Source organism: Microvirga sp. 2TAF3 (assembly GCF_052114965.1).
GTDB lineage: Bacteria > Pseudomonadota > Alphaproteobacteria > Rhizobiales > Beijerinckiaceae > Microvirga.
In genome coordinates, this window is the sequence record NZ_JBFRFT010000005.1 from 94,681 (window position 1) to 114,860 (window position 20,180).

General features: G+C 63.0%; 16 protein-coding genes. All 16 read right to left on the reverse strand.

Annotated elements, in window-relative coordinates; all coding sequences use genetic code 11:
* Window positions 1–10 precede the first annotated feature (10 nt).
* Window positions 11–1,024: a 30S ribosomal protein S2 gene (locus tag AB4Y97_RS07185; protein ID WP_441998342.1), complete on the reverse strand. Its 1,014-nt coding sequence runs from the start codon at window positions 1,022–1,024 to the stop codon at window positions 11–13.
* Between the two features lie 322 nt (window positions 1,025–1,346).
* Window positions 1,347–4,820, reverse strand: a complete 3,474-nt coding sequence (gene dnaE / locus AB4Y97_RS07190) for a DNA polymerase III subunit alpha (RefSeq protein ID WP_441998343.1) — start codon at window positions 4,818–4,820, stop codon at window positions 1,347–1,349.
* Window positions 4,821–5,367: 547 nt separating this feature from the next.
* Window positions 5,368–6,063: an ABC transporter ATP-binding protein gene (locus tag AB4Y97_RS07195; RefSeq protein ID WP_441998344.1), complete on the reverse strand. Its 696-nt coding sequence runs from the start codon at window positions 6,061–6,063 to the stop codon at window positions 5,368–5,370.
* Window positions 6,064–6,066: 3 nt separating this feature from the next.
* The gene (locus AB4Y97_RS07200) at window positions 6,067–7,341 is read right to left on the reverse strand and encodes a lipoprotein-releasing ABC transporter permease subunit (protein ID WP_441998345.1); all 1,275 of its coding nucleotides are present in this window, start codon (window positions 7,339–7,341) and stop codon (window positions 6,067–6,069) included.
* A 7-nt stretch (window positions 7,342–7,348) separates the two neighbouring features.
* A complete protein-coding gene (gene proS / locus AB4Y97_RS07205) occupies window positions 7,349–8,677 on the reverse strand; it encodes a proline--tRNA ligase (RefSeq protein WP_441998346.1) in 1,329 nt (442 codons plus the stop codon).
* A 599-nt stretch (window positions 8,678–9,276) separates the two neighbouring features.
* Window positions 9,277–9,600: a DUF1467 family protein gene (locus AB4Y97_RS07210; RefSeq protein WP_441998347.1), complete on the reverse strand. Its 324-nt coding sequence runs from the start codon at window positions 9,598–9,600 to the stop codon at window positions 9,277–9,279.
* Window positions 9,601–9,622: 22 nt separating this feature from the next.
* Window positions 9,623–10,027: a methylmalonyl-CoA epimerase gene (mce, locus tag AB4Y97_RS07215; protein ID WP_441998348.1), complete on the reverse strand. Its 405-nt coding sequence runs from the start codon at window positions 10,025–10,027 to the stop codon at window positions 9,623–9,625.
* Between the two features lie 31 nt (window positions 10,028–10,058).
* Window positions 10,059–11,732 (reverse strand): ribonuclease J, encoded by a 1,674-nt coding sequence (locus tag AB4Y97_RS07220; protein WP_441998349.1) that lies wholly within the window; start codon window positions 11,730–11,732, stop codon window positions 10,059–10,061.
* A 3-nt stretch (window positions 11,733–11,735) separates the two neighbouring features.
* Entirely contained in the window at window positions 11,736–12,554 is an 819-nt protein-coding gene (locus tag AB4Y97_RS07225; RefSeq protein ID WP_441998350.1) for a biotin--[acetyl-CoA-carboxylase] ligase, read from the reverse strand.
* Between the two features lies 1 nt (window position 12,555).
* Window positions 12,556–13,998 (reverse strand): NADH-quinone oxidoreductase subunit NuoN, encoded by a 1,443-nt coding sequence (gene nuoN / locus AB4Y97_RS07230; protein WP_441998351.1) that lies wholly within the window; start codon window positions 13,996–13,998, stop codon window positions 12,556–12,558.
* A 7-nt stretch (window positions 13,999–14,005) separates the two neighbouring features.
* The gene (locus tag AB4Y97_RS07235) at window positions 14,006–15,517 is read right to left on the reverse strand and encodes an NADH-quinone oxidoreductase subunit M (RefSeq protein ID WP_441998352.1); all 1,512 of its coding nucleotides are present in this window, start codon (window positions 15,515–15,517) and stop codon (window positions 14,006–14,008) included.
* On the reverse strand, window positions 15,517–17,544 hold the full coding sequence (gene nuoL / locus AB4Y97_RS07240; RefSeq protein ID WP_441998353.1) for an NADH-quinone oxidoreductase subunit L: 2,028 nt from the start codon (window positions 17,542–17,544) through the stop codon (window positions 15,517–15,519). Before nuoL ends, AB4Y97_RS07235 begins: the two co-directional genes overlap by 1 nt.
* Window positions 17,545–17,561: 17 nt before the next feature.
* On the reverse strand, window positions 17,562–17,870 hold the full coding sequence (gene nuoK / locus AB4Y97_RS07245; RefSeq protein ID WP_441998354.1) for an NADH-quinone oxidoreductase subunit NuoK: 309 nt from the start codon (window positions 17,868–17,870) through the stop codon (window positions 17,562–17,564).
* Window positions 17,871–17,882: 12 nt separating this feature from the next.
* Window positions 17,883–18,497 carry an NADH-quinone oxidoreductase subunit J gene (locus tag AB4Y97_RS07250; protein WP_441998355.1) on the reverse strand — a complete coding sequence of 205 codons (615 nt, stop codon included), beginning with the start codon at window positions 18,495–18,497 and terminating at the stop codon, window positions 17,883–17,885.
* Window positions 18,498–18,638: 141 nt separating this feature from the next.
* Window positions 18,639–19,127, reverse strand: coding sequence for an NADH-quinone oxidoreductase subunit NuoI (nuoI, locus tag AB4Y97_RS07255; protein WP_441998356.1), 489 nt, complete (start codon window positions 19,125–19,127; stop codon window positions 18,639–18,641).
* A gap of 15 nt (window positions 19,128–19,142) precedes the next feature.
* Window positions 19,143–20,168, reverse strand: coding sequence for an NADH-quinone oxidoreductase subunit NuoH (gene nuoH, locus AB4Y97_RS07260; protein ID WP_441998357.1), 1,026 nt, complete (start codon window positions 20,166–20,168; stop codon window positions 19,143–19,145).
* Between the last annotated feature and the right edge of the window lie 12 nt (window positions 20,169–20,180).

Sequence of the window (20,180 nt, forward strand, 5' to 3'; positions counted from 1 at the left end):
CCGGCTTAAATCAAGCAGCCTCGATCATCGAACGGGCCTGGCCGATCCAGCCGTCACGGTCGATGCGGCCGTTGAGCTTGGCGTCCTTGTCAAGCTGGGCCACGTCGGCCGGCTGCATGGCGGCGACCTGCCAGTAATGGAAGATGCCGGCCTCGTTGAGCTTCTTCTCGAGCTGCGGGCCGACGCCCGTGAGCTTCGTCAGATCGTCCGGAGCGCCGCGGGGAGCCGCAAGACGCTCGAACTGCTCGCCCTGCTCCGAGGAGCCGGTGTCGCCCGCCGGGAGCTCTTCGGCCATCGGATTCTCGGACGCACCGATATCGATGCCCATGGCGCCGGCGCCGCGGGAGATGCCATCGAGAGCGGCGCGGGAGATCAGATCGCAATAGAGCGAGATCGCGCGGCCGGCGTCGTCATTGGCCGGAACCGGGAAGGTGATGCCGTCCGGATCGGAGTTCGTATCGACGATCGCGGCAACCGGGATACCGAGGCGACGGGCCTCCTGGATCGCGAGCTGCTCCTTGTTGGTGTCGATGACGAAGATCAGGTCGGGCGTGCCGCCCATGTCCTTGATGCCGCCGAGGGCGCGCTCGAGCTTCTCCTTCTCGCGGGCGAGCATGAGACGCTCTTTCTTGGTGAGGCCCTGACCGCCGCCGGCGAGGATCTCGTCGACCTTGCGCAGGCGCGAGATCGAGCCGGAGATCGTCTTCCAGTTGGTCAGCATGCCGCCGAGCCAGCGGGAGTTCACATAATACTGGGCCGAGCGCTTGGCAGCCTCGGCAACCGAATCGGCAGCCTGCCGCTTCGTGCCGACGAAGAGCACGCGACCGCCCTTGGCCACCGTATCGCTGACGGCCTGGAGGGCGCGGTGCAGCATCGGGACCGTCTGGGCGAGGTCGATAATGTGGATGTTGTTGCGGGTGCCGAAGATGTATTGACCCATCTTCGGGTTCCAACGGTGGGCCTGGTGGCCAAAATGCGCGCCAGCTTCAAGCAGCGAACGCATCGAAAATTCAGGAAGCGCCATAGTCTTTTCTCCGGTTAAGCCTCCGCGGAGCAGTGGACCGGGCTAACCGGCCACCGGGACGCCTCATTCAGTCATGAGGCAAGCTCCGCGTGTGGGATAGGCGCGCATATAGGCCAAAAGGCGCTCAAATGCAAGCAAGGAGGGCCCGTCATACCGGAGCTGCTCCACCGTCATTCCGGGGCGAGCGGGAGCGAGAGCCCGGAACCCATAAACACTACCAGTTCGGGGATTGGGCGAGGTGGCAACCGTTGCGCCCTATTCGCAAGCGTCAGCGGCTCTGGGTTCCGGGCTCGCCTGCGGCGCCCCGGAATGACGGAGGGACTCAATTCATATGCACATCCACCACCCCCGGCACGGCGCGGAGCGCGCCTGCGATCTGGGGTGTGGCCATGTATTTGCCTGGAAGCTTCACCTCCACCTCACGGTCTCCGTCGTCGAGGATCAGGACGAGGGAGACCTCCCCCTCCCCACGGGCCTTCAGGCGCTCGTAGACGCTGCCGATGGGGCGCTCGTCGCGCAGGAAGATGCGCATGCCCTTCTGGTGCTTGGCGACGGCCTCCTCCAGGGGCTCGGCCATGCCGATCCGCGCCCTCACCTCTTCGCCCTCGACACCCGCCTGGAGCATGAGCACGACGGCGTTGCCCGGCTCCAGGATGTCGCGCAGGCGCTGAAGTCCTTCGGAGAAGATGATGGCCTCGAAATGGCCGGTCTGATCCGAGAGGTTGATGATGCCCATCTTGTTGCCGGTCTTGGTACGCCTCTCCTGCCGGTCGAGCACCGTGGCGGCGACGCGCCCGACCGAATTGCCCGCCTTCACCGAGCGGCTGAAATCGGCCCAGGTCTGGACGCGCAGATTCTTCAGGAGATCGCCATACTCGTCCAGCGGGTGACCGGACAGGAAGAAGCCGACGGCATCGTATTCCTTCTGAAGCTTCTCTGCGGCGGGCCAGGGTTCATAAGGTGGAATGCGTAGCTGCACATCGGCCGAGGCGACGCCGCCGAACATGTCGATCATGCCGCCGTTCGCCGCCTCGTGGGATTGCTGGGCGAGGCTCATCATGGCGTCGATGGAGGCGCTGGCCTTGGCACGGTCCGGCTCCATCTCGTCGAAGGCGCCCGCCGCGACCAGGTTTTCCAGCGTGCGCTTGTTGAGCATGCGCGGATTGATCCGCCGGGCAAAGTCGGCAAGGCTCTCGAAGGGCTTGTCGCCCCGCGCCTCGATGAGGGATTCGACGGCTTGGCGCCCCACGCCCTTCACGGCGGCGAGCGCATAGAGGATCGCGCCGTTGCCCTCGGCATCGTATTTCACGTCGAACACCACGCCCGAGCGGTTGATCGATGGCGGTTCGACCTTGATGCCGAGGCGCTGGGCCTCGCGGCGGAATTCGGACAGCTTGTCGGTGTTGTCGAGATCGAGCGTCATGGACGCCGCCAAGAACTCGACCGGATAATTCGCCTTCAGATAGGCGGTCTGGAACGCGACGAGCGCATAGGCGGCCGCGTGGCTCTTGTTGAAGCCGTAATCGGCGAACTTGGCGAGCAGGTCGAAGATCTCGTTCGCCTTCGCCTTGTCGATTCCGCCCGCGACGGCGCCCGAGACGAAGCGCTCGCGCTGGGCGTCCATCTCGGCCTTGATCTTCTTACCCATGGCGCGGCGGAGCAGGTCGGCGTCGCCGAGCGAGTAGCCGGCGAGGACTTTCGCCACCTCCATCACCTGCTCCTGGTAGACGATGATGCCGAAGGTCTCCTTCAGGATCGGCTCCAGCTTCGGGTGCGGATACCAGTCCTTCTTGTTGTGCTCGTCCTTGCCGAGCTTGCGCGCGCAATAGACCGGGATATTCGCCATCGGGCCCGGACGGTAGAGCGCGACGAGGGCGATGATGTCCTCGAAACGGTCGGACTCCATCTCCACGAGGGCCTTGCGCATGCCGACCGATTCCACCTGGAACACGCCGACCGTCTCACCCCGGCAAAGCATTTCGTAGGACTTCTTGTCGTCGAGCGGCAGCGCCGAGAGATCGACTTCGATGTCGCGGCGTCGGATGAGATCGACGGCAGCTCTCAAGACGGTCAGCGTCTTCAGGCCGAGGAAGTCGAACTTCACGAGGCCCGCCTGCTCGACCCATTTCATGTTGTACTGGGTCACCCGCATGCCGGTCTTCGGGTCTCGGTAGAGCGGCACCAGCTCCTGCAGCGGACGATCGCCGATCACCACGCCGGCAGCGTGCGTCGAGGCGTGGCGGTGCAGGCCTTCCAGCTTCTGCGCGATGTCGAGCATGCGCTTGACGACGGGCTCCTCGTCGATGGCGGCCTGAAGCTTCGGCTCGCCCTCGATGGCCTGTTTCAGAGTGACGGGATTGGCCGGGTTCTGCGGCACGAGCTTGGTCAACTTGTCGACCTGGCCATAAGGCATTTCGAGCACACGGCCGACGTCGCGCATCACGCCGCGGGCGAGCAGCGTACCGAAGGTGATGATCTGCGCGACCTGTTCCTCGCCATAACGCTGCTGCACGTATTCGATGACGCGCTCGCGCCCTTCGACGCAGAAATCGATATCGAAGTCCGGCATCGAGACGCGTTCCGGATTGAGGAAGCGCTCGAACAGCAGGCTGAACCGCAACGGATCGAGATCGGTGATGGTCAGCGCGTAGGCAACGAGCGATCCCGCGCCCGAACCGCGCCCCGGCCCCACCGGGATGTTGTGATCCTTCGCCCATTTGATGAAGTCGGCCACGATCAGGAAGTAGCCCGGAAACTTCATGTTCCGGATGATGCCGACCTCGAAGGCAAGCCGGTCGTGATAATCCTGTTCCGTCAGTCCGGGAGCAGGGCCGTGTGCGGCCAGGCGCTTGGTAAGCCCCTCCTCCGCCTGCCGCTGCAATTCCTCGCCCTCGTCCAGTGCGACGGCGTCCGATCCGACGCCGAAGCTCGGAAGGATGGGCTTGCGCGTCCTGACACGGGTGGAACAGCGCATGGCAATCTCGACGCTGGCCTGAAGTGCGTCCGGCAGATCCGCGAACAGCTCCATCATCTGCTTGCGCGTCTTGAAGTCGTGCTGCGGCGACAGGCGGCGGCGGTTGTCGTCGGAAACGATGCGCCCTTCGGCGATGGCGAGCAGTGCGTCGTGGGCCACGTAATCGCCGGGAGCCGAGAAGAACGGCTCGTTGGCGGCGACGATGGGAAGGCCGTTCCTGTCGGCGAGCGCGATCAACTCGCTCTCGACCAGCCGCTCCTCGTCGAGCCCGTGACGCTGGATCTCCACATAAAGCTGATGGCCGAAGGCGTGTTTCAAGATGTCGAGCCGCGCCTGGGCGAGATCCTGCCGGCTACCATTGCGAAGCGCCGAGTCGAGCGGCCCGGTGAGGCCGCCCGTCAGTGCGATCAGCCCCTCGCAATGCCTGGCGAGTGCAGGCGCCGCGACGCGGGGCGATTCCCCGAGAGGCACGCCGAAATAGGCATGGCTCACGAGGCGCATGAGGTTGCGATAGCCCTCGTCGTTCTGGGCCAGGAGCACGATATTGGCTGGCTGCGGGGCCACCCGCGCCGCCGGATCGGCCTCCTCGAAACAGACCGAGAGCTGAACGCCGGCGATGGGCTGGATGCCGGACCCGGCCAGCTTCTCGGAGAATTCGAGCGCGCCGAAGAGATTGTTGGTGTCGGTCAGCGCCAGCGCCGGCTGCTTGTCCGCCGCCGCGAGCTTCGCCAACTGCGCGATTTTCAGAGCCCCCTCGAGCAGCGAGTACGAGGAATGCACATGCAGGTGGACGAAGCCGATATCTTGAAGAATGCGCGTCATGAAACCCAACTCGATATGGGCGCATTGTGACACGATTCTCCCCTGACCAATCCTTAAGGCAGGTCAGGGAAATCCAGTTCCTGTGGATCGCGTGGATTCCTGTGAACTATGGGAAATCACGCAAGGGGAGACAGTGCCAGCGCCCACAGCGCTATCGCAGATCCGAATATGGCAAGGGAAGCGATTTCAGCAGCTGTTTCAACGATGATGCGAAGCATGATGACCTCCGTGTTCCTGATAAGTTCATCATTGTTCGATGTATGTTCTGTGTAAAGCGTGGATATCGATACGTTGAAAGGTGAGTCAACGGAATCTTAAAACGAAGGACGGAGGCGAAGCGGGAGATGGTCGGTGGAAATTATGTGGATGCGATTTCGAGGGAGGCTAAAAACAGCCCTCGGCTCTGAAAGGCCTCTCGCATTCACGCGCCGTCATCCCGGGGCTGCGCGGCAGAACCAGGGATCGTTTTCAGGATGAGGTGTCTTCTTGTCCACGATTCCGGATCGCCTGACGGCGTCCGGGATGACGGCGCGGGGCGGGACCGCCCTTATCGCAACTGCACGATCTGCCCGTCGCGGATGGTGACGCGACGATCCATGCGGGCAGCAAGGTCGAGATTGTGGGTGGCGATCAGAGCCGCGAGCTTGGAGGCCCGGACGATCGAGACGAGGGTCTGGAAGACCCGGTCGGCCGTGTTCGGATCGAGGTTTCCGGTCGGCTCGTCCGCCAGCAGAAGGCGCGGCGCATTGGCGACGGCGCGGGCGATGGCCACACGCTGCTGCTCGCCGCCCGAGAGCTCACCGGGCCGGTTCTCCAGCCGCTTGCCGAGACCGAGGAAGGTGAGAATCTGCTTGCCCCGCTCCTGCGCTTCGCCCTTCTTGAGGCCCCGGATGAGTTGGGGCAGCACCACATTCTCGAGGGCAGAGAACTCCGGCAGGAGATGGTGGAACTGGTAGACGAAGCCGAGTTCCTCCCGCCGCAGGCGCGTGCGCTCCCGGTCGTTCATCGCCGCAGTCGGCTGGCCGCCGACGAAGACCTCGCCGCCATCGGGCTTTTCAAGCAGGCCCGCCACATGAAGCAGGGTGGATTTGCCGGTTCCCGAGGGCGCGATCAGCGCCACGATCTCCCCCGGCCAGATCGCGAGGTCCGCGCCGCGCAGGACTTCGAGAAAGCCCTCCCCCTGCGGGTAGCGGCGCTCGACTTTCGACAGGTAGAGAGCGGGTTTGGACTGGCCGGATGACATGCTTTATCCGTAACGCAGCGCCTCGACCGGGTCGAGTTTCGCGGCGCGCCAGGAGGGGTAAAGGGTTGCAAGCAGCGACAGCACCATCGCCATGACGAGAATGGTCACGACCTCCGTCGGGTTCACATCCGCCGGGAGGCGGCTGAGGAAGTAGAGTTCCGCCGGAAAGAGGTTCGTGTTCGTCAGATACGAGATGAAGTTGCGGATGCTCTCCACGTTGAGCGCAAGCAGCAGACCGAGGCCGAAACCGGCAATGGTGCCAACGATGCCGATGGATGCACCGGTGATCAGGAAGACCCGCATCACCGCCCCCCTCGTCGCGCCCATGGTGCGCAGGATTGCGATGTCGTTCGACTTGTCCTTCACGAGCATGATGAGTCCGGAGATGATGTTGAGCGCGGCCACCAGAACGATGAGGGTGAGGATGAGGAACATCACGTTCCGCTCCACTTCGAGCGCGCCGAAGAAGGTGCGGTTTCGCTGCCGCCAGTCGGTCATCAGGATCGGCCGTCCCGCCGCTTCCTCGATGGCGGCGCGGGCTTCGTCCACCTTGTCGGCGTTGTCGAGATAGACCTCGATCAGCTGCACGTCGTTCGGCCGGTTGAAATAGCTCTGGGCCTCGGCGAGCGGCATGTAGACGAAGCTTGAATCGAATTCCGACATGCCGATCTCGAACACGGCCTTGACCGGATAGCCCTTGATGCGCGGCGCCGTGCCGAACGGCGTCGAGGCGCCGCGCGGCGTGATCAGCGTGAAGGTATCGCCCGCCTGGATCGAGAGGGCCTCCGCCAGACGACGTCCGATGGCGACGCCCTCGCCCTGGTCGAAATTCTCCAGGGTACCCTGCCGGAGATTGCCGGCGATATGCTCGATCTTGCGCAGATCCTCGCCCCGGACGCCACGAACGAGAACACCGCTGCCGTTATATTGCGAGGAGCCGAAGGCCTGCCCCTCGATGAGTGGCATGGCGCGCTTCACGCCGGGAACCGCCGCGATGCGCTTGGTGACTTCCTCGTAGTCGGTCAGCGGGGAATCGATGGGTGCGACGAAGATATGGCCGTTGATGCCCACGATCTTGTCGAGCAGCTCCTTGCGGAAGCCGTTCATGACCGAGAGCACGACGATGAGCGTCGCAACCCCGAGCATGATGCCGAGGAAGGAGAAGCCGGCAATGACCGAGACGAAGCCCTCCCGCCGCCGCGTGCGCAGGTAGCGCCCGGCGAGCATCCACTCGAAGAGCGAGAAGGGTTTTGTCCCGGTTTTTGCTGACTTGGCCATCACACCCTTAGGAGCGACCGGTGAGCCGCGCGACCACATCGCCGAGCGGCAGCAATTCCCGCTCGCCCGTGGCGCGGTGTTTCAGTTCCACCTTGCCGTCGGCGAGCCCCTTCGGGCCGATCACGACCTGCCACGGAATGCCGATGAGATCGGCGGTGGCGAATTTGCCGCCCGGGCGCTCGTCGCGGTCGTCGTAGAGCACGTCGCGGCCGGCCGCCGTCAGCTCGCGATAGAGCTTGCCGCAGGCCTCGTCGGTGGCCGCATCGCCGGACTTGAGATTGAGGAGCGCAACGTCGAACGGCGCCACCGATTCCGGCCAGATGATGCCGTTCTCGTCGTGGCTCGCCTCAATGATCGCGGCGATGAGGCGGCTCGGGCCGATGCCGTAGGAGCCCATATGGACCTCCCGCTCCTGCCCGTCCGGCCCCATGACCTTCGCGCCCATGGGAGCGGAATACTTGGTGCCGAAATAGAAGATATGGCCGACCTCGATGCCGCGCGCGGACATCTTCTTGTCGGCGGACACGGCGTCGAACGCGGTCGCGTCGTGCATTTCCGATGTCGCGGCGTAGAGCGACGTCCACTTGTCGACGAGCGCCTGAAGGCCCGACGCGTTGTCGAAATCCGTATCGGCCGCGGGGATATCGAAGTTGAGATAATCCGCGTGGCAGAACACCTCGCTCTCGCCGGTCGAGGCCAGAATGATGAATTCGTGACTCAGATCGCCGCCGATGGGGCCGGTATCGGCCCGCATCGGGATGGCCTTCAGGCCCATGCGGGCGAAGGTGCGAAGATAGGCCACGAACATCTTGTTGTAGGAATGCCGGGCCCCAGCCTGATCCAGATCGAAGGAATAGGCATCCTTCATCAGGAACTCGCGCGAGCGCATGACGCCGAAGCGCGGCCGCACCTCGTCACGGAACTTCCACTGGATGTGGTAGAGGTTGAGCGGCAGGTCCTTGTAGGAGCGCACATAGCCCCGGAAGATCTCCGTGATCATTTCTTCGTTGGTCGGACCGTAGAGCATCTCACGCTCGTGCCGGTCCTGGATGCGCAGCATTTCCTTGCCATAGGCGTCGTAGCGCCCGGATTCGCGCCAGAGATCCGCCGACTGGATTGTCGGCATCAGCAACTCGACCGCGCCGGAGCGGTTCTGCTCCTCGCGGATGATGGCATTGACCTTGTTCAGGACGCGAAGGCCGAGCGGCAGCCAGGCATAGATTCCGGCTGATTCCTGCCGGATCAGCCCGGCCCGCAGCATCAGGCGATGGGAAATGATCTCCGCCTCTTTCGGCGTCTCGCGGAGGATGGGCAGGAAATAGCGGCTCAAACGCATGGAACGCCTTCAGGATCGATGAAAAGAGGTGGACGGGATACGACTCGTTTCAAGCACACAACACAGCCCCCCGCCAAAAAACAAGCTGTCATCGTCTCAAAGGGGGGACTGCATGGTGCCTTATACGAAAGAGTAATGGGGAATGTGCCGAAAATTGCATCAACGACTGCCAAAAAAGATGACAGCCCCCGGCAGGGCCTCTATAAAGCAATGGCTAACATCTTAGACTTTCAAAGTCAGAGGTTGCGGTCCGAGTTTCGGGAGGAACAAGATCCTCGCGCGCCATAGCAGGCGACGGCGAAAGAAAGCCAAGGATCAAAATTTGCCAAAAGGCAGTTCAAGCAAGGCGAAAGCCTTGCTTTTTCTTTTCCCCGAAAGATTTTCTTGCGAATTGAGCCGTGAATTCCGGGCTCTTGCCGCGAAATACCCTCGCCGTCATTCCGGGGCCGCGCAGCGGAGCCCGGAACCTATAACCGCTGACATACGCGGATAAGAAGCGGCGGCCATCATTGTGCCTTATCCTGCTGCCTCGGCGGGTATGGGTTCCAGTCCGACGGGCCGCCCCGGAATGCGGCGGACAGGCCCGCTCCAACCGCGCCTTACAATCCCGAAAGCGGCAGGACTCCGGCAACGACAATGAGAACGATGGCGGAGACAAGCGTCGTCCAGAGCGCCTTTTCGCGCAAAGCCGGCGCAGCGGGTGCTCCTGGCTCGCTGCCGCGGACCACCTCCCCGGTCTCCGCCTGACTGCGAACCCCGAAGGGCAGGATGGCGAAAAGCAACGTCCACCAGATGATGAAATAAAGGGCAGTTCCGCCGCTGACCCGAAGCTCGAAGGCCGTGACGACAATGCCGACGGCAATAGCCGAGATGGCCACAACGACCGCCGAGGTTGTCCAGAACGATTCCGAAAGAGATTTCATCAACTTTATCAATGGTCTACCCTCAAGCTTGCTCAAGTTCGACGAGCGTTCCGAAGAAGTCCTTCGGATGCAGGAACAGAACCGGCTTTCCATGAGCCCCGATCTTAGGCTCTCCCGAACCGAGCACGCGGGCTCCGGTCTTTATCAGCCGATCTCGCGCCGCGCCGAGATCGTCCACCTCATAGCAGATATGGTGGATGCCGCCGTCCGGGTTCTTCTCCAGGAATTTGGCGATGGGCGAATCCGCGCCCAAGGGTTCGAGCAGCTCGATCTTGGTGTTGGGGAGCGAAATGAAGACGACCGTCACGCCATGCTCGGGCAGTTGCTCCGGAGCCGAGACCTCGGCCCCCAGAGTGCCGCGATAGACGTCGGACGCCGCGCCGATATCGCGAACGGCGATTGCGACATGGTTGAGACGGCCGATCATGCCTGCTCCTTCCAGCGGGATTCTGTCTCCGTCATACCTCGATCACGAGGATATGGCAGGCGGGCTTCTTGCCCCAGGCCTCGTTGACCGCGGCCCGGACGGCCCGCTGCACGGCGGTTTCCACCGCCTCGGGATCCCGCCGTTTCGCCTTGGACAGTCCGTCGAGCACATCCCCCACCGTATCGGCGATGATGTCCGTAAGGCTTGCGCCCTGGCGATTCTTTTCCGGCAAGCCCATGGCGTCGACGATCGGATCGCCTGCGATCTCGCCTTGCTCGTCGATGGCGATGGCGACGCTGACGATGCCCGCGAAAGCCAGCTTGCGGCGTTCCGGCAGGGCGCGTTCGCCCGCCTCGATCACGATATTGCCGTCCTTGTAGAGGCGGCCGGCAGGGATATTGTCGGTAATCTCGGCCGGACCGGGCGCCAGACGAACGAGAGAGCCATTCTTCGCGCGCACGACCTCCTTGATCCCCTGCCCGTGGGCGAATTTCGCGTGCTCGGCAAGGTGCATAGCCTCGCCATGGGCAGGAATGGCGATCTGCGGGCGCGTCCACTGATACATCTTGGCCAGCTCGCCCCGCCGCGGATGGCCGGATACGTGCACGAGTTCGGTGCGGTCGGTGATGACCTCGATGCCCTGCTCGATCAGGCTGTTGATGATCGCGCCGATGGCCTTCTCGTTGCCCGGGATGCCGCGGGAGGAAAAGATGACCCTGTCGCCCTTTGACAGGGCGATATCCGGGTGCTCGTCCTGGGCGATGCGTGCGAGCGCGGCCCGCGGTTCGCCCTGCGATCCGGTGAGCAGCGCCACGACCTTGTCACGAGGCAGATAGCCGAAGGTATCGGGCTTGCGGAACTCGGGCAGGCCTTCGAGATAGCCGCATTCGCTCGCCACATCGACCACGCGGTCCATGGCGCGGCCGACCACGACGACCTCGCGCCCACATTCCCGCGCCGCTTCCGCGACAGAGCGGATGCGCGCCACATTCGACGCGAAGGTCGTGACGGCGACCCGTTGCGGCGCGTCCTTGATCAGTTCCGCGAGGCTGCGCGACACATCGGCTTCGCTGGGGCTTTCCCCCTCCCTTACCACATTGGTGGAATCGCAGACCAGCGCCAGCACACCCTCGTCGCCAAGGGCGCGGAAGGTCTCCTCTGAGGTCAGGCTGCCGAGATAAGGCGTGGGATCGAGCTTCCAGTCGCCCGTATGAACCACGAGGCCGTGGGGCGTGCGGATGGCGAGCGCGTTCGATTCCGGAATCGAGTGGGCCACCGGCACATACTCGATCTCGAAGGGACCGACCTTCAGGCGCTGGCCGGGTATGATCTCTTTGAGGTCGACCTTCGGCGCACCCGGCTCCGACAACCGCCGCGTTTCGAGCAGGCCGACGGCGAAGCGCGTGGCGTAGACCGGCGCGCGAAGACGCGGCCACATCTCCACGAGAGCGCCGATATGGTCCTCATGCGCATGGGTGATGAAGATGCCGAGAAGATTGTGCCGCTCCTCCTCGATGAAGCGAAGATCCGGATAGACCACATCGATGCCGGGCAGATGCTCCTCGCCGCCGAACCCCATACCGCAATCGACGAGGATCCATTGACGGTTCTGCTCGGGGCCGAAACCATAGAGCGCAGCATTCATCCCGATTTCGCCCAAGCCTCCGAGCGGGAGGAAGACCAATTCATCTTTGGGTGATGCCATCTATCAGGACCTTGTCGTGCCAGCGTCGGGTTTGGCTATATCGTGCTGCAAATGAGGAAAATAAAGATCGCCTGCATCGATCAGTTCCGTTCCGCCTGAGCCTTTCAGCTGCAGGCGGCCGAAGCGGTCGAGGCCCGCGAAGATACCGTGCTTCTCGCCCGAGGGAAGGCGGATCGTCACCTCCTGCCCGATGCCCGCCGCACGCTCCAGCCACAGGCGCCGGATCGCGCCTAACGGATCCGATGGGCTCATGCGAGCGGCCGCACGCCAAGCCGAGAAGGTTCGCGCGAAGGATGCGGCAAGCGCCGCAAATACATCTTCCCTGGTCAGGCCCGGCTTGAGTTCCTGCAGGGTGGCTGTGGGATAGGGCGTGCCGGTCGGTGCGAAGGCCACGTTGACGCCGAAGCCGATCACGATGGCGAGCGCTCCGCCGATCCGATGCCCTTCGAGCAGCAAACCGGAGATCTTCGCCCGATCGAGCAGGAGATCGTTCGGCCATTTGAGAGCGAGCCGCGGCGCGCCTTGGCCGGTGACGGTCTCGACCGCCTCGTGAAGCGCGAGCCCCGCCACGAAACCGAGCTGCGGCGCGATGGCCGCTTCGCAGGGATCCATGAGGAGAAGGCTGGCATAGAGATTGCCAACCGGCGACGACCAGTGCCGGCCATGCCGCCCCCTTCCCGCGCGCTGCTCGGCGGCGACGATCCAGAGTTTCCCCGGATCGCCTTCACGAGCCGCCTTGAGGGCATCGTCGTTCGTCGAGTCCGTCGCCTCAAGCGAGAGAATCCGATAGCCGGCAGACTCGGTCTCGGGCGACAGATGCACGTCAGAACAGCGAGCGCGCGGCCGTGGCAGCGGCTGCAGTCAGGGGAGCAGGAACCAGGACGTAGAGGACCACGAAGGCGCTGGAGAGTGCAAGAACCAGCTTCACCCCGGCCGGCATGGCATCGTAGCGCTCGCCCGGCTCGTCGAAATACATCACCTTGACGATGCGCAGGTAATAGTAAGCGCCGACCACGCTCGTCACGACGCCGATGATGGCGAGCGTCACGAGATCCGCCTTGATGGCGGCATTGAAGACCGCGAACTTGGCGAAGAAGCCTGCGAGCGGCGGAATTCCGGCGAGCGAGAACATCATCATCGCGAGGCAGAACGCGAGCATCGGATGCGTGCGGGCGATGCCGGAGAGATCGTCGACCTTCTCGAACATCACATTGCCGCGGCGCATTCCGAGAATGACGGCGAAGGTGCCGAGCGTCATGGCCAGATAGATCGCCATATAGATCACGACACCCTGGATGCCCTCGGGTGTGCCGGCGGCAAGGCCGATCAGCGCGTAGCCCACATTGCCGATGGAGGAATAGGCCATCAGGCGCTTGATGTTGCGCTGGCCGATGGCCGCGAACGAGCCAAGCGCCATCGACGCGATCGAGATGAAGACGATGATCTGCTGCCACTGGCCCACGATGCCGGGAAACGCACCGATGAAGAGGCGGATCGCCATCGCCATGGCGGCCATTTTCGGCGCGGCGGCGAAGAAGGCCGTCACGGGCGTCGGCGAACCTTCATAGACGTCGGGCGTCCACATGTGGAATGGCACGGCCGAAATCTTGAAGGCGATGCCGGCGGCCACGAAGACGAGGCCGAAGATCACGCCATTGCTCACAACATGGCCCTGCAGCGCCGTAGCGATGGCCGGGAAGGACACGGTGCCGGTAAAGCCGTAAACCAGCGAAGCGCCGTAGAGCAGCATGCCCGAGGAGAGCGCGCCGAGCACAAAATACTTCAGGCCTGCTTCCGTCGACCGCACATTGTCGCGGTCGAAGGCCGCGATCACGTAGGACGAAAGGCTGAGAAGCTCGAGGCCGAGATAAAGCGCGATGAGATCGTTCGCCGAGATCACCATCAGCATGCCGATGGTCGAGAGCACGATCAGGATCGGGTACTCGAAACGGGCGATCCCCTCGCGGCGCATGTAATCCATGGACAGGATGACGCCGGCCGCCGAGGCGATGAGGGTCAGCGACTTCATGAACTTGGCGAAGGAATCGACCACGAAGGAGCCGCTCATGGTCTCGACGCGCTCGGAAGGCAGCGTCAGCACGGCGATGAAGGCGAACGCCAGCAGGACCAGCGCAATGACGTTCACGGCTCCGGTCGAGCGTTCACCGCGGAACGCGCCGAGCAGGATCAGGACGAGAGCGCCTGCGGCCAGGATGATTTCCGGCAGCGCGGGAGCAAACACGGGAATGGCGAGGACGGAGTTCATCGTGACCTCAGTGTGCGGCTACAGCCGCCGTTTTCACGGTTTCGAGCGCGGCCTGATAGCCCTGCATGAGAGCACTCGTCGGCGCGGCGAAGGCATCGAGGATCGGGCCGGGCTGCACGCCATAATAGATGACGAGCAGGACAAGCGGCACGAGGGTGATCAATTCGCGGCGGTTGAGATCCGAGATGTTCTGCAAGGCAGGCTTCGTCAACCGTCCGTAGACCACGCGCCGGTAGAGCCACAGGGCATAGGCTGCCGAGAGGATCACGCCGGAGGCCGCAAAGAACGCCACCCAGGGATTGGACCGGAACGCGCCGACGAGCGTCAGGAACTCGCCGATGAAGCCGGAGGTCCCGGGAAGGCCCACATTGGCCATGGTGAAGATCATGAAGGCCACCGCATAGAGCGGCATCCGCTCCACGAGGCCGCCATAGGCCGAGATCTCGCGGGTGTGCATGCGGTCATAGACTACGCCGACGCAGAGGAAGAGTGCGCCGGAGACCAAGCCGTGGGACACCATCTGGAACATGGCGCCCTGAATGCCCTGAGGATTCATGCTGAAGAGACCCATGGTCACGAAACCCATATGGGCCACGGACGAATAGGCGATCAGCTTCTTCATGTCCTCCTGCACCAGCGCCACGAGCGAGGTGTAGATGATCGCGACGATGGAGAGCGAATAGACCAGCGGGGCGAAATAGATCGACGCATCCGGGAACATGGGCAGCGAGACCCGGATGAAACCGTAGCCGCCCATCTTCAGGAGGATCGCCGCCAGGATCACCGAGCCGGCCGTGGGCGCTTCCACGTGCGCATCGGGCAGCCAGGTATGGACCGGCCACATGGGCATCTTTACCGCGAACGAAGCGAAGAAGGCAAGCCAGAGCCAGATCTGCAGGTTCGAGGCGAACTTGAACTGCAGCAGGGTCGGGATGTCGGTGGTGCCGGCACTCCAATACATGGCCATGATGGCAAGCAGCATCAGCACCGAGCCGAGCAGCGTGTAGAGGAAGAACTTGAAGCTCGCATAGATGCGCCGCTTGCCGCCCCAGATGCCGATGATCAGGAACATCGGGATCAGGCCTGCCTCGAAGAACAGGTAGAACAGCACGAGGTCGAGCGCGGCGAACACGCCGATCATCGTCATCTCGAGGACGAGGAAGGCGACGAAGTATTCCTTGACCCGATGACCGATCGATTCCCACGAGGCCACGATGCAGAACGGCATCAGGAAGGTCGTCAGCAGGATGAACGGCATCGAGAAGCCGTCGACGCCCAGCTTGAAGCGGATCGTATCGGTGAGCCAGGCATGAGTCTCGACGAGCTGGAACGAGGACGATGCCGTGTCGAAACGGCTCCAGGCGACGAGCGACAGGAGGAAGGTGGCGATGGTCGTGGCGAGCGCCGCCCAGCGGGCGTTGGAACGCGCCGCCTCGCTATCACCCCGCAGAGTCAGGATGAAGGCTGCCCCGACGAGGGGAAGGACCAGAAGTCCGGAGAGGATGCCGAACCCGAGCATTAATGCGCTCCCCTGAAGAGATAGAAGGTCACGAGAGCGGCGACGCCGATCAGCATGGCGAAGGCATAGTGATAGAGATAGCCGGTCTGGACGCGGACCACGCCGCGGGTGATGTCCAGGACGCGGGCGGACACGCCGTCCGGCCCGAGGCCGTCGATAATCTTCTGATCGCCGGTACGCCAGAGCAGGCGGCCAAGCCGGATGGTCGGACGCACGAAGATCGCGTCGTACAGCTCGTCGAAGTACCACTTGTTGAGCAGGAACTGGTAGAGGATCGGGTGATCCGCAGCGAGCTGCACCGGCTTCTTGGTGTCGACGATATACATGTAGACCGCGAGCAGGAAGCCGAGCGTCATCATGATGGTGGGCAGCAGAGGCACCCAGCCCGGCAGATGATGCATCTCCTCGAGGATATGGTTATCCGGGCGGGTGAAGAGCGCACCCTTCCAGAACTCCGCATAACCCTCCCCGATGAAGGCGCCGTGGAAGAAGAAGCCGGCGACGAGCGCACCGATGGCGAGCAGAATGAGCGGGATGAGCATCACGAGGGGGCTCTCGTGAGGCATATGAGCCCCATGGTGATCGTGCCCGGCCTCGGCGGCCGCCTCGACATCATGACCCGTCTCGTCATGCTCGGCGCCCTCATGGGCGCTCGGCTCATGATGATGCGGATCGGCCCAGCGCGCGTTCCCCTCGAAGGTCAGGAAATACAGGCGCCAGGAATAGAACGAGGTCATGAAGGCGGCGATGACCGTAGACAGGAAGGCAAAGTTGCCGACCGGGCTATGTGCGGCAAACGCCGCCTCGATGATCGCATCCTTGGAGTAGTAACCCGCCGTGAAGGGAAAGCCGGTCAGTGCCAGCGTGCCGATGGCCATCAACCCCGTGGTCAGCGGGATGTAGCGGCGGAGACCGCCCATGCTCCGGATATCCTGCTCGTGGTGCATCGCATGGATGACGGAGCCGGCGCCCAGGAACAGGAGAGCCTTGAAGAAGGCGTGCGTGAAGAGGTGGAACACACCGGCGCCATAGGCGCCGACGCCGAGGCCAACGAACATGTAGCCGAGCTGCGAACAGGTCGAGTACGCAATGACGCGCTTGATGTCGTTCTGAACCAGACCGATCGTGGCCGCGAAGAAGGCCGTGATGCCGCCGATGACGGTAACCACCGCGAGCGCGTTCGGAGCATATTCGAAGAGCGGCGAGAGGCGCGCCACCATGAACACGCCGGCCGTCACCATGGTAGCGGCATGGATGAGCGCGGAAACAGGCGTCGGGCCTTCCATGGCGTCCGGAAGCCAGGTGTGCAGCAGGAACTGCGCCGACTTGCCCATGGCGCCCATGAAGAGCAGCAGGCAGGCAAGCGTCAGGGCGTTCCAGTCGTAGCCGAGGAAGTGGAAGCTCTTGCCGGTCAGGTCGGCGACGCGGGGGAAAATCTGGTCGAAGGCGACGCTGTTGAACAGCACGAAAACGAGACAGATGCCGAGCACGAAGCCGAAATCGCCGACGCGGTTGACGATGAAGGCCTTCATGGCAGCCGCGTTGGCCGATTCCTTCTGGTACCAGAAGCCGATGAGCAGATAGCTCGCGAGGCCCACGCCTTCCCAGCCGAAGAACATCTGGACGAGGTTGTCCGACGTCACCAGCATGAGCATGGCAAAGGTGAAGAGCGAGAGATATGCGAAGAAGCGCGAGCGGTGCGGATCCTCGTGCATGTAGCCGATGGAATAGAGGTGAACGAGGGCCGAAACCGTGTTCACCACGACGAGCATCATGGCGGTCAGCGTGTCGATCCGGAACGCCCAGTCGACGACGAGGTCGCCGACCGACATCCATTGCGCCACCTGGATCCGGGTCATCCCGGCGGAACCGAAGCCAACCTGGATGAAGGACACCCAGGACAGAGCCGCAACGATGACGAGCAGCGCCGTCGTGATGATCTCGCTCGGCCGCGGGCCGATGACCCGGCCGAACAGGCCTGCGATGAGGAAGCCGACGAGCGGCAGGAAGACGATTGCTTGATACATGATCGATCCGCTCGGGCTTAGCCCCTCATCATATTGACGTCTTCAACCGCGATGGAGCCGCGGTTGCGGAAGAACACCACGAGAATGGCAAGGCCGATGGCCGCCTCCGCCGCCGCAACCGTGAGGATGAGCAGGGCGAAGACCTGGCCGACGATGTCGTTCATGTGGGTCGAGAAGGCGATCATGTTGATGTTCACGGCGAGCAGGATCAGCTCGATGGACATCAGAATGACGATCACGTTCTTCCGGTTGATGAAAATGCCGAGCACACCGAGCGTGAAGAGCACGGCGGCAACGGTGAGATAGTGCCCTAAGCCGATAACCATCGCATGCCCTCCTTAGAGGCCCTGGCGGAAGGGAACCTTCCGCACCTCGACCGCTTCTTCCGGCATCCTGGCGTTCTGCACCGAGATGTTCTGGCGCTTGATGCCGACACGCTCGCGCAGGGTCAGGACGATGGCGCCGATCATGGCCACCAGCAGGATCAGGCCCGCAGCCTGGAAGAAGTAGAAATAACGGGTGTAAAGAACCTGGCCCAACGCCTCGGTATTGGTCATGACCTGGGGCGACGGAATCGGCACGGCGGCCGTGCGGATCAGGTTCGGGTCGATCACATAGGCGCCGATGACGAGGATCAGCTCCAGCAGGAAGACGATCCCGATCAGGCCGCCGATCGGCAGATATTGCAGGAAGCCCTGGCGAAGCTCGGTGAAATCCACGTCGAGCATCATCACGACGAAGAGGAAAAGCACGGCGACCGCGCCCACATAGACGATAACCAGGATCATCGCCAGGAACTCGGCCCCCATCATGAGGAACAGCCCCGCCGCGTTGACGAAGGCGAGGATGAGGAAAAGCACCGATTGCACGGGATTGCGCGAAGCGATCACCATGAATCCGGAGGCGACGGTAATGGTCGCGAAGAGATAAAAGAAGGCGGCAGTAACCGTCATGCTTCAAGCTCAAGCCGCGAGATTGCGGCCCCTTCCGAACGTGGCCCCGGAGGATCCGGCGGCCCGTCTATAGTGTCCGAATCCGTACGGGACAACCCGCCGGACCTGTTTGCCCCCTGCCCTCTTCAGGCAGGAAGGCGACTACCGATAAGGTGCGTTCTTCGCGATGTTCTTCGCGATTTCCCGCTCCCAGCGCTCCCCGTTCGCGAGAAGCTTGGCCTTGTCGTAGTAAAGCTCCTCGCGGGTCTCGACCGAGAACTCCAGATTGGGGCCTTCCACGATGGCATCGACCGGGCAGGCCTCCTGGCACATGCCGCAATAGATGCACTTTACCATATCGATGTCGTAACGCGTCGTGCGGCGGGTGCCGTCGTTGCGGCGCGGGCCGGCTTCGATGGTGATGGCCTGGGCCGGGCAGATCGCTTCGCAGAGCTTGCAGGCGATGCAGCGCTCTTCCCCGTTGGGATAGCGGCGCAGGGCATGCTCACCCCGGAAACGGGGTCCGCGATGCCCCATCTCGAAGGGATAATTGATCGTCGCCTTCGGCTTGAAGAAGTATCTCATGGCGAGGACGAATCCCGACACGAATTCCTTCAGAAGAAGCGACTTTGCAACCTGATCGAGCTTCATGAGCCGATCTCCTTCTTATCGCATGCCCGGCGCAAGGCCGGTCAGCATCAGGACGCAGGCCACGATCACGACCATGGCAAGCGAGAGCGGCAGGAACACTTTCCAGCCGAGACGCATCAGCTGGTCGTAGCGGTAGCGCGGCACCATGGCCTTCACCATGGCCATGAGGAAGAACAGGAAGCTCGCCTTCAGCACGAACCAGATCACGCCCGGCACCCAGGTGAAGGGCGCGAACGGGATCGGCGACAGCCAGCCGCCGAGGAACATGACCGTGCCGAGCGCGCACATGGTCATGATGGCCACGTATTCGCCGAGCATGAACAGCAGATACGGGGTCGAGGAATACTCGACCATGTAGCCGGCCACGAGCTCCGATTCCGCTTCCGGAAGGTCGAAGGGCGGGCGGTTCGTCTCGGCCATGGCCGAGATGAAGAACACCACGAACATCGGGAAGAGCGGCAGCCAATACCAGCCCAGGATGCCGAGGCTCGAATTCTGCGCCTCGACGATCTTGGAAAGGTTGAGCGTGCCGGCGCACATGAGCACCGTGACGATGACGAAGCCGATGGAGACCTCGTAGGACACCATCTGCGCCGCCGAGCGGAGCGCGCCGAGGAAGGGATATTTCGAGTTCGACGCCCAACCGCCCATGATGACGCCGTAAACGCCCAGCGACGAGATCGCGAAGATATAGAGAATGCCCACATTGATGTCGGCGATCGCCCAGCCGGCATTGAGCGGGATCACCGCCCAGGATGCGAGAGCGAGCGTGCACATCAGGAGAGGTGCGAGCAGGAACATGCCCTTGTTGGCCGGAGCCGGGATCACCGGCTCCTTGAGCACGAACTTGAGCAGATCGGCGAAGGATTGCAGCAGGCCCCAGGGGCCGACCACGTTCGGACCGCGCCGCAACTGAACCGCCGCCCAGACCTTGCGATCAGCCAGCAGGGCATAGGCGATGAAGATGAGCAGCGCGACGAGCATGAGCAGGCTCTTGCCCAGGATGATCGCGAACGTGAGGAGCATATCCGAGAATTCCATGATCCGATCCTC

Bases quoted from the DNA above. Each gene is read 5' to 3' on its own strand.
- AB4Y97_RS07185 (WP_441998342.1), bottom strand. From the start codon at position 1,024: ATGGCGCTTCCTGAATTTTCGATGCGTTCGCTGCTTGAAGCTGGCGCG.
- dnaE (WP_441998343.1), bottom strand. From the start codon at position 4,820: ATGACGCGCATTCTTCAAGATATCGGCTTCGTCCACCTGCATGTGCAT.
- AB4Y97_RS07195 (WP_441998344.1), bottom strand. From the start codon at position 6,063: ATGTCATCCGGCCAGTCCAAACCCGCTCTCTACCTGTCGAAAGTCGAG.
- AB4Y97_RS07200 (WP_441998345.1), bottom strand. From the start codon at position 7,341: ATGGCCAAGTCAGCAAAAACCGGGACAAAACCCTTCTCGCTCTTCGAG.
- proS (WP_441998346.1), bottom strand. From the start codon at position 8,677: ATGCGTTTGAGCCGCTATTTCCTGCCCATCCTCCGCGAGACGCCGAAA.
- AB4Y97_RS07210 (WP_441998347.1), bottom strand. From the start codon at position 9,600: ATGAAATCTCTTTCGGAATCGTTCTGGACAACCTCGGCGGTCGTTGTG.
- mce (WP_441998348.1), bottom strand. From the start codon at position 10,027: ATGATCGGCCGTCTCAACCATGTCGCAATCGCCGTTCGCGATATCGGC.
- AB4Y97_RS07220 (WP_441998349.1), bottom strand. From the start codon at position 11,732: ATGGCATCACCCAAAGATGAATTGGTCTTCCTCCCGCTCGGAGGCTTG.
- nuoN (WP_441998351.1), bottom strand. From the start codon at position 13,998: ATGAACTCCGTCCTCGCCATTCCCGTGTTTGCTCCCGCGCTGCCGGAA.
- AB4Y97_RS07235 (WP_441998352.1), bottom strand. From the start codon at position 15,517: ATGCTCGGGTTCGGCATCCTCTCCGGACTTCTGGTCCTTCCCCTCGTC.
- nuoL (WP_441998353.1), bottom strand. From the start codon at position 17,544: ATGTATCAAGCAATCGTCTTCCTGCCGCTCGTCGGCTTCCTCATCGCA.
- nuoK (WP_441998354.1), bottom strand. From the start codon at position 17,870: ATGGTTATCGGCTTAGGGCACTATCTCACCGTTGCCGCCGTGCTCTTC.
- AB4Y97_RS07250 (WP_441998355.1), bottom strand. From the start codon at position 18,497: ATGACGGTTACTGCCGCCTTCTTTTATCTCTTCGCGACCATTACCGTC.
- nuoI (WP_441998356.1), bottom strand. From the start codon at position 19,127: ATGAAGCTCGATCAGGTTGCAAAGTCGCTTCTTCTGAAGGAATTCGTG.
- nuoH (WP_441998357.1), bottom strand. From the start codon at position 20,168: ATGGAATTCTCGGATATGCTCCTCACGTTCGCGATCATCCTGGGCAAG.